Raw genomic sequence first — 15043 nt, forward strand, 5'->3', positions numbered from 1 at the left:
AACAGAAATATCCATAAAATTGTTGGGTTTTATGATGTTATTCGTCGATTCAACAGCATTACAGGGATAAAGTCGTGAAAAGAATTGCAACAAGAAGTAAAGCAATCGGTTTGGTCAGTGCTCTGCTGATGGTATCTGGTGCAGCAATTGCGCGGGATTTTTCAGAAGTGATTGATAATCGCCAGCAAAACTTCCTCTCTATTGCAGACACATTTAAAAGCTTGAAGAAAGCCGAAGACGGCAGCGACTCGGATTGGGACACCATCCGCAACCTTGCTATTAAGAATGCCGATACTGTCGTCGCGCTGAAAGGGATGTTCCCAGAAGGTAGCAGCTTTGACAGTCGCAGTAAGCCAGTAGTTTGGACCAAATGGGACAAGTTTGAATCCGGTCTTGATGGCTTGAAAACCAGCTTTGTTTCAATGGCAGACGCTGCTATGGCGCAAGATGATGATGCTCTAGAGGCGGCAATCAAAAGTGCTGACCGTTCCTGTAAAGCGTGTCACCGTGGTTATCGAGTTAAACGCTAGCAGAAAAAAACAGCGCCATTTGGCGCTGTTTTTGTATTCATGACTCTAAGGGCTGTTGATCTTTGGTGGTTAAACTCCGCTCTGGCCAAAAGCGTTATCGCTTCTCGTGTAGGCTAGCTGAATGAGAAGCCTCTGCCTTGCATAAAATCCCCACAAACTGCTGATAAAAACATCACCAAAGGTCAGCAGACTCTAGTAGGATATATAAAACAACCTGTTCATGAGATGGATACAGAGGAGAGGGGCTGTGAAGAGGCAAGTGTTAAAAATGTCCTATATATTTTGGTTACTCCTGCTTAGTTCGTTCCAGCTTGCTGCTTTTCCCGGAGAAGTGAGGAGTTATTTCAAAGACTGGTTAGTCGTGTGCCAAGAGATATCAAATTCACGCAGCTCCGGAATATGCCGTGCTAATGCCAGTGTTCGTGATAAGTCGGCGTTCAACTATGGGGATGGCACTGTTTTTCAACTGACTCTGCAGCGTGGTATCTCCACTCATTACACGATTGAGTTTTACAATGTTTTGGACGGTAAATACCCCTCAGACCGTGTGACATTCCATATAGATAACGATCCAGCAATGACGTTCTCAGCCCAACCCAACTCATTGAATGGTGTTAAGTTGAGTGCTGAAGATACACAGAAACTTATCCCAGCTATGAAAGCGGGACGATGGATGAAGATCGACTATGTTAGCCAAAGCGGCAATGAAGTTTCATACAGATTATCGTTGCGAGGCGTCACGGCATCACTATTATTTATCGAGCAGTTTTATATCAATAGGGGTTAAACTCGAAGGGAGCTGAAGTCGGTGGGCGCAAGGCTGAAAGACCTGAAGGTACATGATTTGGCATGTGCCTTCAGGTGTTGCCATGACTAAGTTTCTCTAGCCTTCTAAAGGCAAAGCCATAATGGCGATTTTCATTCGTTGCAACGCCTGCTCCAACGTTTTCCTCGTGCACCCAAAGTTCAGTCTGACGAATTTGCGGTTACCAAAGTCCAGTCCAGGGGAGAGCCCTACGCCTGCTTCCTCAAAGAAACGATGAGGATTGTCGACAGGCAATTCACTGCAATCAATCCAAGCAAGGTAAGTGGCTTCGATGTGCTCCAGTTTCATGCCGGGCAGGGCGTTGATTTCCTGCATGAGGTAATCGCGGTGGCCTGCCAGATAGCAAAGTTGCTCTTGAAGCCAAGCTTCGCCATGTTCATAAGCTGCTTCGGCCGCGGTGAAGGCCAATACGTTAACCCCCGGTACGATACCACGCTTGATCTTGCTAAAGCGCTGGCGAAGTTTCGCATTGGGAATGATGGCGATAGAAGCACCAAGCCCAGCAATGTTAAAGGTTTTACTGGGTGCCATGAGTGTCACGCTGCGCTGCTCGGCACTTTCACTGATGCTTGCGAATGGAATGTGTTGCTTGTCACCGTCCAGGATCAGATCGCAATGGATTTCGTCTGAACACACAAACAAATCATGTTTTTCCGCAAACGCTAGCGTAGCTTCCAACTCTTCGCGGGTATAAACCGTCCCACCCGGGTTCAGCGGGTTACACATTTGCAGTAAACCACCTTTACCAGAGAGTTGTTCCTCAGCTTCTACCAAATTCGGCATCCTGCGGCCATCTGACAGCTTCACTGTGGCTTTCACTAGCGGACGCTCAGCGAATTTTGCAGAAGAAATAAAAGGTGGATAGATTGGGCTCGGGCTGATAATGGTTTGGCCTTCGTCAGTCAAAGCGCGTGCTGCGATATTAAGCCCACATACTAAACCAGGAAGATAAACCACCCACTCAGGTTGAATGTCCCAGTTGTAGCGGGATTTCATGCGGGCGACGAAAATCGCAGTCAAGGTATCTGACGCATGGGTATAGCCAAACACGCCGTGTGATACGCGCTCTTGGAGTGCTTCGATTACCGCTGGTGGGGATTGGAAATCACTGTCAGCAACCCACATTGGAAGGATGTCCTGACCTTTGTATTTATCCCATTTGTCGCTTTGGCTTTTTGTACGGTCGACTTCTTTATCAAAATCAAATTGGTGGGTTGATGCGTCCATTCTCAGTGTTCCTTAGGGGTCAATAACCTTAGCTTACTGAAACTGGATGGAAATGGGAAAGGGCAGGAGTCGTCTGAAACAAAATCGGGCCGAAGCCCGATTGACGTATACCCAAAAAACCTGAAGATGCTCGCATTCAGAGGTCATCAATACGTTCAATTCGAGGCAAATTTCGCGAGGAATAGTCGTTCTATTTCCGTGGAATTTAACGATGAAGTGGGCGTATTGAGGGCCTCCCTTCGGGCGAGTTGACTGACGTCGTGCTCTTTGTTGTTCCTTTTTGATGGAGGTGACTACACCTACAAAGGAACGCCGCGATCACAACGCCAGTCAAACTCGCTGAATCCTGCATCTTCAGGTTATTTGGGTATATCTTGTTTAAACTTAACGTCCGGGCGTGCAGGTGCCTGAAAAATTCTTCGCTGCGTAAGCCACGCGCTCTTCCGGTGTCGTGAGGTGAGCAGTTTCTCCGATTGCTTCGATATGACGAAGCCTTGGCAGCAGTCCACAGCCGTTAGCAATTTGAATCGCCAGACCGGGGCGGGCATTGAGCTCCAGCACCATCGGACCCTTTTCTTTGTCGAGCACCATATCCGTACCCAGATAGCCAAGGCCTGTCATTTCCCATGCGCTCGCGGCGAGAGTCAGTAGCAGTTCCCAATGAGGAACATGAAGCTCGCTCAATAAGCGGCCAGTATCGGGGTGATGCTCAATCGGTCGGTTAAATTGCACTGCACGCAGCGCCTTACCCGTCGCGATATCAATACCGACTCCTACTGCACCTTGGTGAAGGTTGGCTTTACCATCGGATGCAGCAGTAGAAAGACGCATCATCGCCATCACAGGGTAACCTTTAAACACGATCACGCGGATATCTGGTACACCTTCGTAGCTGAAACCATCAAACACATCATCAAACTGGATCAGGTTTTCTACAACAGCGACATCGTTTTTACCACCCAGAGAGAACAAGCCCGCCAAGGTGTTGGTGATGTGGCGTTCCACTTCTTCCTTACTGACCTCAGATCCAGATGGCTTTTTATATACGCCATCCTTGTTTGAGGTTACGACCAGAATACCTTTACCGCCCGAGCCCTGAGCAGGCTTTATCACAAAGCCAGGCCAGTCTTTTACCATCTCGTGGATTGATGGGACTTGGTGCTGCTCGTTGATGACGCCAATCAACTCTGGAACCGTTGCTCCGGCACGCTGCGCAATTTTTTTGGTTTTCAGTTTGTTATCCACCAATGGGAACAAACTGCGTTTGTTATATCGGCCGATATAGCTGATATTCCGGCGGTTCATTCCCATGATGCCTGCATTGTGCAGCTTAAAAGGCGATGTGTATTTCTTGAGGATACCCAGCATGCCTTAGTCCTTCACCAGTGGCTTGAAGCGCTTCAACTCACTCAGACGGTAGCCAGTGTAGTTACCCAACATCAGGATAAGTGCCAGAATCACCAACTGAATACCCACGAAGTTGAACGTAATATGGCGGACAAAGTCATTGGTCATTGCCAGGTATACCAGGACAGCGGTCAGTAGCGAGCCGCCACCTTGAATAAGCACTTGTTTCGCGCCTTCCTCTTCCCAGAGGATCGACATACGTTCGATGGTCCAGGAGAGAATAATCATTGGGAAGAAGGTAATAGTCAGGCCTTCGACCAATCCAATTTTGAATGCAACAATGGTGAAGATAGAGATGATCATGATTACCGTGATAATCACGGCAGATATTCTCGCAACAAGGAGCAGATTAAGCCTTGATAGATAACTTCTGATAATCAGACCGGTACCAACAATCAACAGGAAGCCAACAAGGCCCGGCACTAATTGTGTCTGAACAAAAGCGACAGCAATCAGCACGGGCATAAACGTACCGGAAGTTTTCAGGCCGACAAGTACACGCAGCAGCACAACAATCAGAGCGCCAATGGGGATCAGCATGATGGTTTTAAACATCGCCTGTTCTTCAATAGGCAGGCTGTGAATAGAGAAATTCAGCAGGCTTTCGGCCTGTATTTTCTCATCAGTTGCCTGCTGCGGACTGATGTCCTGCGCAATGATAGAGAAGCGGACTTGGCTGTTGGTGCCACCCATGACTTCGAGTAAAGGCGTGCCTTTTTGATTCCAGATCAAAAGATTGTCGAAAGAATCTTCTGTTCCGGTATCTAGGTTAAACAATTGCCAATGTTCGTTATCCCAAACTTCCACCATTGGGATGATACTTTGGCGGCGTCGACCATCTTCCAATTGCAATGCGCCAACGACACGGGCATGGATGTTTTCCAGCGAAAGAATAGCCACGATCGCTTGGGCCTTGCTCATTTCTTTGGTGAGAAGGGCTGCATTTTGGCTTTCTTTGTCGTTGAACTGTTTGATGAGCTCACGCGCGAGTGTCACATTGTCTGCGGAGCGCTGTCTGGCTTGTTCGAGAAGAGCATCTGCAGCAGTCTTGATAGGGCCATCAAGCACGGCTGGTGTCACATCACTTAGGGGTGGTTCGATAGGGTAGTTGGCGTTTTCATCAACCAGCATTTGGTTTTTGAAATAGAGAATTTGTTGTCCGCTAGCTTCGCGCTTGCTCCACTCCGCTCTGCGGCCATCTTCCGTATTGATCAATGCAAATCCGTAGCCCGGTGAGCTGGTATTTTCATTGATGAGGGTAAAGCCTTCCTGGGTATCCGGTGTTGCCAATGAAACTTTAACGGGCTTACCGTTGGCTTCGAATTCAACGCGGGCTTCCACTTCCCACACTTGGTGTTTTTGTCCCGCTGTCCAGGGTACGCCGTAGACATTATGGCGGTAAATACTCATGCCCATGCCGACGATGATCAGCACACTGATGAGCAAATAAAAAGGAACGCGTGAAGTCATTCTTTCCTCGTTATTGGCACTGTGGTTTGAAGTTCAGTGCGCTATTTCTTTTCGGCAACAAACTTTGGATGGATGTAAGACTTAGAGACGTCAACGACGGCAATGTCTTTAAAGAACTCACGACCCAGAAGAACCGGAAATTCCATATGCGAACGGTCAGCCAGCGTAAATTGCGTTTTTTCATGCAGTTCACCTACTCTGATACGCAGTTCTACAACCGGACGACGCTCAAGACCCTCAGTGGAAGCTTGACGGATCTTTACCCAGCGAGTCACTGGTGCTTCGATATTTGCTAGTGGTTCGGACTCACCCTTGCCATTTTGGGTATGTGCAAGATTGAAGCTGACCCAGGTTTTACCGTCACGTTCGAACTCCTGAATGCCAGTCGCATTCAGAGAGGACGTTGTTGCGCCGGTGTCTACACGGGCCTTGTAGTTGGAGCCCGCAGCATCAATCCAAACCCACTCTTGTTCACCAAGCACAGCTTTATCGGATTTTTGCGGCACTGGTACTTCTTTCTCAACGTAGACCACTTGTGGCTCAGCTCTATTCGCAGCTTCGCGGGCCTGATTCTGACGCATGATTTTGAGTGTGTCAGAAATATCGGCAACCTGATGTTCAAGGGTTGCGATTTGTTCTTGCTGTATTTGAACACTTTGGTTTAGCGACGAGTAGTCACTCTGAATGTTGGTCTCTATGTTACTGATTGCATTCAGGGTCTGTTGGTGCTGTTCCTGAGATGTAATGCTGCAGCCAGAGAGGACAGCAGAGAAAAGAATCAGCAATCCGCTGCGAGTTAGCATGTGGAGCTCCGTGCTGGGTGGTTAAGGCGTTGAAAATAGGAGTGTAGTTTATCCCGAAAAAAACGAAGCGAGAAGGGAGATTTGTCATATCTGAGTCAGAATTGTCAATTATCGGAACATTCTGATCTGTGACGATTTTTTTACCTTTGGTGTATAGTAATTAGGTCAATTCAAAACTAGATCTGCGGAGATTCATTGGCCTTTTTGCGGGAATGAGACAGGGCTACCATCAAAATGATGAGACTGAGTTTCTGGATATTATGAATCTATCAGGCAGTCATTGAACTGCCTGTTAGATCCATGAACAAAGCAATCTTAGTCTGGGTTACGTGCAACCAAAATGGCGCGTTTTGGTGCCGGATAACCTTCAACCGTTTTTGTTGGATCATTTGGGTCAAGATAATCAGGTAGCGAATTGTGCGTCATCCAATCTGTTGTGCGCTGCTCGTCAGTGGTGGTCACGCACTCATCGACAATGCGTACGTCCACAAACCCAACTTTCTCCAACCACACTTTCAGTGCTTTCGCGGAAGGGAAGAAGTAGACATTGTGCATTTGCGCGTAACGACTGAATGGCACCAGCACCGCGTTTTCATCGCCATCAATCACCAAGGTTTCTAATACAAGCTCACCATTTTTTACCAATTGATTTTTCAACTGGATCACGTGGTCAAGCGGAGAGCGACGGTGATAAAGCACGCCCATACTGAAGACGGTATCGAAAGCTCTCAGCTCTGGTAGCTTTTCAATACCCAGTGGAAGTAGGTGGGCACGTTGGTCGTTGCCCATCATGCGGCGAATCGCCTCGAACTGAACGAGGAACAACTCAGAAGGATCGATACCTACAGTTAACTCTGCTCCTTCACCCAGCATGCGCCACATGTGGTAGCCATTACCGCAGCCCACATCTAAGACATAGCGTCCTTTTAAAGGAGAGATATGTGGTAGTACACGATCCCATTTCCAGTCTGAGCGCCACTCAGTGTCTATGTTGATGCCATGAACATGGTAAGGACCTTTGCGCCAAGGGTGGAAAGCGCGCAGCAAGTTTTCAACTTTCGCACGCTGTCCAGTCGGCAGTTCGTCTTCTGTACCAATGGTCACGCTGTCTTTCAGGTCAACGTAGGAAGGTGTATCCATCGGGATCTTCTTCAGCACGCGCATCCATTTTGGCAGGTCACCATGTGGCTGGTTTTGCCATTCCGTCAATTGCGCTGGCAATACATTCAGCCAGTTTTGGAGACGGTTTTTAGCAATCAGTTGGTAGAAGTCAGAAAAATCGAACATAGGTATCGTCTTATTGTTTTCGTGTTGCGCCAGCTTACCTAACGCGATGAATTTTTAGCTGTGAGCTTTTACTTGATGGCAAACATGGAGCCAAAGTTAAAGCACTGGAACCACACCGCCACGCTAGTGAAACCAATGTCAGTCAGGCGCTGTTTGTGGGTGTCGATACTGTCAGGCTTCATCACATTTTCCAGTGCACTGCGTTTTTGACTGATTTCCAGTTCGCTATAACCGTTAGCGCGTTTGAAATCATGGTGCAGGTCGATGAGGAGCTCGTTCGCGGTTTCATCGGCAAAGTTGTATTTCTCAGAGAGAATAAGAATGCCACCAGGCTTAAGGCCTGCGAAGATTTTCTCAAGCAATGCCTGACGATCGTCTGGGGTCAAAAACTGCAAGGTAAAGTTCAGCACAACCACAGAAGCGTTTTGGATATCGACATTACGGATATCGTCTTCAATGATTTGTACATCGGTGTCTGAGCGGTAGGCATTCACGTGCAGTTTGCAGCGTTCAACCATCGCAGGCGAGTTATCGACGCCAATAATGGTACAGTGTTGTGCTTTAATATGGCGACGCATAGACAGTGTTGCCGCACCTAGCGAACAACCTAAATCGTACACGCGGCTGCCGTCAGTGGCGAAACGCTCAGCCAGCATACCAATCGCGGAAATGATATTGCTATAGCCCGGTACCGAGCGCTGAATCATATCCGGAAAAACTTCTGCGACGTTTTCGTCGAAGGTAAAGTCACCCAGTTTTTCAATTGGCGCAGCAAAAATATTGTCGCGATTTGCCATCTGTACCTGCCTAAAAAGAACCGTTTGCCATCAATCTCTGCATTCCTGAGTGCTGGCATTACTACACGCCGTGACGCCAGTTTCCATCCAGCATCGAAAGGGCGCGTATTGTAGAGAATTTTGTGTCGTTTGTCTCTACTATGCTGTTGCGAAGCGGACGGTGAGAAATTCGTAACTGTTGAATTTCGTCAAGTAGTCAGGTTTTAAATACAGTGTCCGTTTTTCGTTTTGTTATATTCCGTGCTATAAGTGACCCGATCTTATTTGGGAAGTCGTTATGTTAGAGCAAACCATCGAAAACAGAATGTCCGCGATTGAAAACCTTGATACTTCTTCTCTTAGCCGCAAGCAATTAGCCATGCGTGACAGAGAGAAAGAATTGTTGGGTATCGCGCGTGACGTGGTAATGCGAGAAGGTTTTGCTCAATTGACCATGGATAAAGTGGCTGCTGCCAGCCCATATTCCAAAGGGACGATTTACAACCACTTCAACAGCAAAGAAGATCTGATTGCTGCTTTGGCGATTGAAGCGCTGAGCCGCGAGCTTCCTATGTTCAAACGTTCATTGTCATTTGAAGGCTCCAGCCGTGAAAAGTGTGTTGCGATGCATGTTGGCTATTTCGTTTTCTCCCAGCTAGAACCCATCCTTTCCATGTGCGCCATGGTTAGCCGCACGCCTGCAGTGACAGAAAAGAGCGCTCCGGCGCGTCTGGAAAAACTCAACGAACTCGAAGAAATTGCCGTTTCCATTGGTGATGCGTTTGTTCAAAATGGTATTGATTCAGGTGAGCTGGTATTAAACCCCGGCGTGACACCAGATAGCGTGGTGTTTGCGAACTGGGCGATGGGTTTTGGTACCAATGCTTTGGTTCATAATGCTGCGCACAGCTCTTGTGTAGCTCGTCAAATGAATCACAACCTTGTCCTTCAAAACATTAACTTTCTGCTGGATGGCCTCGGTTGGAAGCCTTTATCGACCGAGTTTGACTACGAGCAAACCTGGTCGCGTGCAAGGAAGGAACTCTTCTCTGAGGAGCTTGCTCTTCTCGGGCAAAAAGCCTAATCCTGACGAACCGTCAAAAATCACTTTCAATATGATGCTTGTTGACTTATAGTGACGAAACGTCATTTATGACGAATCGTCAACTTCACGATTGTATGTGGATTGTTGTCGTAGCGCGTTAGCGCTTTTTAATTTTTCCAATTTTGACGTTTCGTCAAGGTTGGTTCGGAAATCTGTTGAGTCTTACTAAGCCACTGTGTTGGCTTTTTAAAGCGGATTTATTGACGAATCGTCACAAACGGAGCCTGTGATGAACAGAGACCTTTCCCAATGGCCAACCTTGAGGCCATGGTTGTTTTTAGTCCTTAGTGTTTTGATTTCCCTACTCGCGGCGTTTGGTGCCTCCAAACTTTATTTCCGCGGCGATTACCAAATCTTCTTTGATGAAGGAAACCCCCAGCTTCAGGCGTTTAAAGAGCTGGAAGCCACCTTCAACAAAACCGATACCCTATCTATCGTGGTTGCACCTGCTAATCGTGACGTCTTTACCGAAGAAAACCTGTCACTGGTGAAGCAACTGACCAATGAAGCATGGCAAACCCCTTATGCCAGCCGCGTCGATTCCATTACCAATTATCAGCATACGACAGCAGAAGAAGATGACTTGTTGGTTGAGGATTTGGCGGCAGATTACATCGAGTTGGATGCTTCACGTCTCGCCTATATTCGAGATGTCGCATTGAACGAACCGCGACTCGTAGGTTCAAGTGTTTCTAAGGATGGCAGTGTTGCTGTCGTGACGATTACCTTCCAACTTCCTGACGGTGACCAGAGTGTTGAAGTCAATGAAATCTCTGTTTTCGCTGACCAGTTGCTCGACAGCGTTAGCCAGACGCATAGCGATGTAGAGTTTCATCTCGGCGGGATCATTGCTTTGAACAATGCCTTTGCTCTCGCAGCCATGGATGACGGCAATACATTGGTACCTATGATGTTGTTGGTGATTCTGGTCTTTCTGGGTTTCATGCTGCGTTCGTGGAAGTTTGTTTTTGCCACGCTGGTGGTTATCGTGCTCACGATTGCCAGCACAATGGGATTACTTGGCTGGGTGGGGCACTACCTCAATAATGGCACCGTGAATGTGCCTACATTGATCATGACGTTGGCGGTGGCGGACTGTGTTCACCTGATCACGTCTTATGTTCATGGACTTCGTGAAGGTAAAGCGAAATCTGAGGCAATCAGCTATGCCTTGAAGCTGAACTTCCTTGCACTGCTGATCACTTCGGTCACCACATCTATCGGTTTCCTGATGATGAATGCCTCGAACTCTCCGGTACTACGTGACATGGGTAACCTAGCAGCGGTGGGTGTGATGATCGCGTTTTTCATTTCCGTTACCTTGCTACCAGCATTGCTACAACTGATGCCAGTAAAAGTGAAGCAATCGCAAAGTCCGGGCAATAAGGTGATGGGCTGGATTGCTGATTCAGTCATTCGTCACCACAAAATGATCTTGCCTGTCAGTGCTGTTGTGGTGGTGCTGAGCAGCATGCTGCTGGTTCAGAACCAAGTGAACGATAACTCAGTGGAGTACTTTGGCCCAGAAAATACCTTCCGTCAGGCAGCTGACTTTATGGAAGAAAACATCAGTGGTACCACGGCCATCAGCTTGTCGATTAAGTCTGGTCAGCCGCAAGGCATCACCCAGCCGGAATTCTTGCAAACGGTCAGCACTTTTACTGATTGGTTGCGTATTCAACCGGAAGTCGACCATGTTGCGTCTATTTCAGACACGTTCAAGCGTTTGAACAAGAACATGTATGCCGATGATGAAGCTTACTATCAATTGCCGACCGATCCCGAGCTAGCGGCGCAATACCTGTTGCTTTATGAGATGTCTCTTCCTTACGGCCTAGACCTGAACAATGAAGTAAACATTGATAAGTCTGCAGTGAAGTTGCTGCTTACTGTCGACAACTTGGGCAGCGTTGAACTCATCGATCTTGAGCAGCGCATGGATAAATGGTTTGCCGCTAACGCGCCGCAATTCGACATGACCTCTTCCGGTCCGAACCTGATGTTTGCCCACATTGGCGAAACCAATATGGAAAGCATGCTTAAGACCTTGCCGATTGCACTGGTGCTGATTTCTGGGCTGCTGGTGTTTGCGCTGCGCTCATGGCGACTGGGCGCGATCAGTCTGGTGCCGAATCTTGCTCCCGCCATTATCGGCTTTGGTTTTTGGGCAGTGATTTCCGGTGAAATCAATCTGGGACTCTCTATTGTCGTGACTCTCACGCTTGGCATCGTAGTAGATGACACGGTTCATTTCCTATCCAAGTATCGCTATGCGCGCCTTCAAGGACGCAATGTTGAAGAGGGTATCCGTTACGCATTCAGCACCGTTGGCCGTGCACTTTGGATCACCACAGTGGTGTTGGTGGCAGGCTTTAGTGTGCTGGCAACGTCCGTATTCCGCTTAAACGCTGACATGGGCATGTTGAGTGCCATGGTGATCTTCATTGCGCTGGTGGTCGATTTCATTCTTCTTCCTGCAGTATTGCTGGTTGCCGACCGCAAGTCTTACGCCCGTGAATCGGAAGATCTGGTTATACAAACCGCCCAATAGTAGAACAGACAATAGACAAAAAGAATCAAGGAGAGAACGATGAGCACGATGAAGAAGTTAAGTCAGGCGGTGGTGGTGTCATTGAGCCTGTTGAGCGTATCGATGCCGCTTATGGCAGATGAAGCTCGCGGTTTGGAAATTGCTCAAGAACGCAAAAAACGTGATGAAGGGTGGGGCGACAGCGCTTCTACCCTGACCATGGTGCTGCAAAATGCGAATGGTGATACCAGTGAACGAAAGCTTCGCATCAACACTCTGGAAGTGGCAGATGACGGCGATAAAGGCCTGACGATTTTTGATGAGCCGCGCGATGTGCGTGGCACGGTATTTCTGAACTATTCGCATGTGACAGGCCCGGATGACCAGTGGCTGTATCTGCCAGCGCTTAAACGCACTAAGCGAATTGCATCGCGCAACAAATCAGGTCCATTTATGGGTAGTGAGTTTGCCTATGAAGATCTGAGCTCATTTGAACTGGAAAAATACCGCTTTAACTATTTAGGTGATGAGTCTGTCGAAGGCTTGGATAGCTTTGTGGTTGAGCAAATTCCGACTGACAAATATTCCGGTTATACCCGTCAGAAAGTGTGGCTGGATAAAGAGCACTATCGTCCGCTGAAAATCGAGTTTTACGACCGTCGTAACACTTTGCTGAAAACCCTGAGCTTCGCGGATTATCAGCAGTATATGGACCAGTATTGGCGTGCGCTTGAAATGGTGATGGAAAACCACCAGACCGGAAAAGTCACCACACTGACCACCAGCAAACTGGCATTTAACACGGGACTTGAAGAAAAAGATTTCTCCAAATCCAGCCTGAAACGTGCACGCTAGGAGGTTGGATGAAATCAGCAGTATTGGGGGCAGCACTGGCGCTGACTGCGCTTCCCCTTTCTGCCTTTGAGCATTTTGAGGCAGAAGGTGAAATCTCATTCCAGCAGCGTCAGTTTGCGGAAACTGGCTTGTTGGGGCAAAGCAAAAGCCAGACTTCGGTGGCGATAGAGCCAGAGCTTTATTGGGAAACTGAAGAGGGCAACTCGAGTTTTGTGTTCTCGCCATTTCTCCGTTGGGATTCCATGGACGACGACCGCACTCATGGTGATGTTCGCGAGGCCTTGTGGCGACACTATGACAGCAATTATGAAATTCGTGCGGGTGTCGGTATTGTCTTCTGGGGCGTGACGGAGTCACAACATTTAGTTGATGTGATTAACCAAACCGACGCAGTAGAAGCGATTGATGGTGAAGTAAAACTCGGGCAACCCATGGTGAGCATCGGTTGGGAGTTTGATGACAGCCTGCTCGATTTGTACCTGCTTCCTTACTTTCGGGAACGAACCTTCGCCAGCAATGATGGCAGACTGGCTTTCCCGGGGTTGGGCGATACAGAAGCGCAATACGAATCGCGACATGAAGAGTGGTATCCGGATGTGGCGGGGCGTTACTCGCTAATGTGGGACCAATGGGATTTCGGTGTCAGTGCTTTTCATGGCACTAATCGGGATCCTTATTTCGTGCAGGGATTGTCGAAATCTGTGGAACCGTATTACGCATTGATGAGTCAGTTTGGACTGGATGTGCAGGCGATTTTCGGGGATTGGCTTTGGAAAGCAGAAGCCATTCGAAGATTCAGCTTAGACAATCACACGGCGTTTACTGGTGGCTTTGAATATACCTATGTTGGCGTCAATGGCGGCATGACCGATCTTGGGTTTTTGGTGGAATACCTTTATGACAACCGAGGTGAAAAAGCGCCAGTGGCAGGCCAAAATGATGTGTTTGCCGGACTTCGTTGGGTGTTGAACGATTTAGACGGCACCGAGTTTCTCGTGGGTGGTACGGTGGATTTGGATAACTCTGATTCAGTCACCATGAGGCTCGAATCCAGTGGGCGTTTCAGTAACGATTGGAGCTGGACAGTTACGGGCTGGATGTTTGATTCTGATACCCCATCTGACCCTGTATACTCGCTCCGCAAAGATGATTTTCTGGAAGCGGAAATCAGTTGGTATTTTTGAAAAGGCTTCCCTCTAAAGCAAACTCATCTGGCTGCTGTTTGGTTGCTCCGGCATTAAGGGTGCCAATGGTGGCAAGGTAATGTGCTCACAAAGCTTTTCGTAATAACGCGCCGCTAACTGCGGCGCTTCGTCGTTATTGGCGGTGTGAATAAAGAGGTAAGGCGTTTTACCTTCATTTATCCAGACTGGGATCTTCTTCAGCCAGTTGGCAAAGAACTTATCGTTTCGCTCAAGCGTTGGATCTCCGATAAATCGCACCATGGGGGTTTCGGCCGTCGAAATAGCATGTACAGGCAATTTCGGCTTTTTCTGCTGAGCATCAAGCAGGGCGTCGGTATCGGGTGAAACCGCGAAAACAGGGCGGCTATCCATGATGATGCGGTTTGCGCCAAGCTCCATCAGCATCGCATTCAACGCGCGTTCTTCCTCACCTTTGGCAAAAAACGCGAGATGACGAACTTCCACACCCAGTTTAAAGCCTGTTGGCATTGCGCTCAGAAAGCGTTTGAGGTCGGGCAAATTCTCAGGCCCAAACGCTGCAGGAAGCTGAATTTTCCAAAGGCCAATGCGCTCATGGAGTGGCTGCATAAGAGTAATAAATTCTGAGACCATTTCATCAGAATGGCGCAGCATCATTTGGTGCGTCACGGGTTGGGGAAACTTGAAGGTAAAACTGAATGCATCGCTGGTGGCCGCTTTCCAGTTTGCCACCGTGGCGTGGGAAGGACTCGCGTAAAAGGTGGTGTTACCTTCCACGGAATTAAACACTTCAGCATAACGGGCCAGTCGTTCGCCGCTTTTTGTGCCTGAAGGGTAGAACACGCGCTGCCATGAATTGTGCGACCATTGAGTCATACCAAGGCGGATTGGTGGTGAAGTCAGTTGGGAAAGCGGCGTTTGCAAACCTAGCGTCCTTTCTGTTGTTTGAGCGGCTATTGTGGAATTAATACCAATCGTAGTAAATATCTGCTCATCCTAGCTTGTTAAAATGCTCGATAACTGCGTTGAAAAATTTGATTGTAGAATAACTACTTATCGAAATT

General features: G+C 48.1%; 13 protein-coding genes. 6 read left to right on the plus strand and 7 right to left on the minus strand.

The annotated features are described in order from the left end of the window. The first annotated feature begins 74 nt into the window (after positions 1 to 74). Positions 75 to 530, plus strand: coding sequence for a c-type cytochrome (locus VP504_RS17180; RefSeq protein ID WP_325892238.1), 456 nt, complete (start codon positions 75 to 77; stop codon positions 528 to 530). Positions 531 to 777: 247 nt separating this feature from the next. After that, positions 778 to 1317 carry a DUF1176 domain-containing protein gene (locus VP504_RS17185; RefSeq protein WP_325892239.1) on the plus strand — a complete coding sequence of 180 codons (540 nt, stop codon included), beginning with the start codon at positions 778 to 780 and terminating at the stop codon, positions 1315 to 1317. Between the two features lie 96 nt (positions 1318 to 1413). Here the strand turns inward: VP504_RS17185 and VP504_RS17190 are convergent, their stop codons facing one another. The 6 genes from VP504_RS17190 to cmoA form a co-directional block, all read right to left on the minus strand. Further along, positions 1414 to 2583, minus strand: a complete 1170-nt coding sequence (locus VP504_RS17190; RefSeq protein WP_325892240.1) for a MalY/PatB family protein — start codon at positions 2581 to 2583, stop codon at positions 1414 to 1416. A 384-nt stretch (positions 2584 to 2967) separates the two neighbouring features. Then, complete coding sequence (locus VP504_RS17195; protein WP_325892241.1) at positions 2968 to 3951, minus strand: alpha-L-glutamate ligase-like protein; 984 nt, start codon at positions 3949 to 3951, stop codon at positions 2968 to 2970. A 3-nt stretch (positions 3952 to 3954) separates the two neighbouring features. Further along, entirely contained in the window at positions 3955 to 5460 is a 1506-nt protein-coding gene (locus VP504_RS17200) for an inactive transglutaminase family protein (RefSeq protein ID WP_325892242.1), read from the minus strand. Between the two features lie 41 nt (positions 5461 to 5501). Further along, complete coding sequence (locus VP504_RS17205) at positions 5502 to 6263, minus strand: ATP-dependent zinc protease family protein (RefSeq protein WP_325892243.1); 762 nt, start codon at positions 6261 to 6263, stop codon at positions 5502 to 5504. A gap of 315 nt (positions 6264 to 6578) precedes the next feature. Continuing rightward, entirely contained in the window at positions 6579 to 7550 is a 972-nt protein-coding gene (gene cmoB, locus VP504_RS17210) for a tRNA 5-methoxyuridine(34)/uridine 5-oxyacetic acid(34) synthase CmoB (protein ID WP_325892244.1), read from the minus strand. A gap of 68 nt (positions 7551 to 7618) precedes the next feature. Beyond that, positions 7619 to 8347, minus strand: coding sequence for a carboxy-S-adenosyl-L-methionine synthase CmoA (gene cmoA, locus VP504_RS17215; protein ID WP_325892245.1), 729 nt, complete (start codon positions 8345 to 8347; stop codon positions 7619 to 7621). A gap of 277 nt (positions 8348 to 8624) precedes the next feature. Between cmoA and VP504_RS17220 the strand changes: the two genes are divergently transcribed. From VP504_RS17220 to VP504_RS17235, 4 genes are all read left to right on the plus strand, one after another. Then, positions 8625 to 9410 carry a TetR/AcrR family transcriptional regulator gene (locus tag VP504_RS17220; protein WP_325892246.1) on the plus strand — a complete coding sequence of 262 codons (786 nt, stop codon included), beginning with the start codon at positions 8625 to 8627 and terminating at the stop codon, positions 9408 to 9410. Positions 9411 to 9660: 250 nt separating this feature from the next. Then, a complete protein-coding gene (locus tag VP504_RS17225) occupies positions 9661 to 11982 on the plus strand; it encodes an efflux RND transporter permease subunit (protein WP_325892247.1) in 2322 nt (773 codons plus the stop codon). 48 nt (positions 11983 to 12030) lie between these two features. Beyond that, positions 12031 to 12816, plus strand: coding sequence for an outer membrane lipoprotein-sorting protein (locus tag VP504_RS17230; protein WP_325894078.1), 786 nt, complete (start codon positions 12031 to 12033; stop codon positions 12814 to 12816). Between the two features lie 8 nt (positions 12817 to 12824). Next, on the plus strand, positions 12825 to 14000 hold the full coding sequence (locus tag VP504_RS17235) for a hypothetical protein (RefSeq protein ID WP_325892248.1): 1176 nt from the start codon (positions 12825 to 12827) through the stop codon (positions 13998 to 14000). Between the two features lie 12 nt (positions 14001 to 14012). Here the strand turns inward: VP504_RS17235 and VP504_RS17240 are convergent, their stop codons facing one another. Further along, positions 14013 to 14855 carry a DUF72 domain-containing protein gene (locus VP504_RS17240; RefSeq protein ID WP_325894079.1) on the minus strand — a complete coding sequence of 281 codons (843 nt, stop codon included), beginning with the start codon at positions 14853 to 14855 and terminating at the stop codon, positions 14013 to 14015. Between the last annotated feature and the right edge of the window lie 188 nt (positions 14856 to 15043).

It is taken from the genome of Grimontia sp. NTOU-MAR1 (genome assembly GCF_035758505.1).
Classification (GTDB): domain Bacteria; phylum Pseudomonadota; class Gammaproteobacteria; order Enterobacterales; family Vibrionaceae; genus Enterovibrio; species Enterovibrio marinus.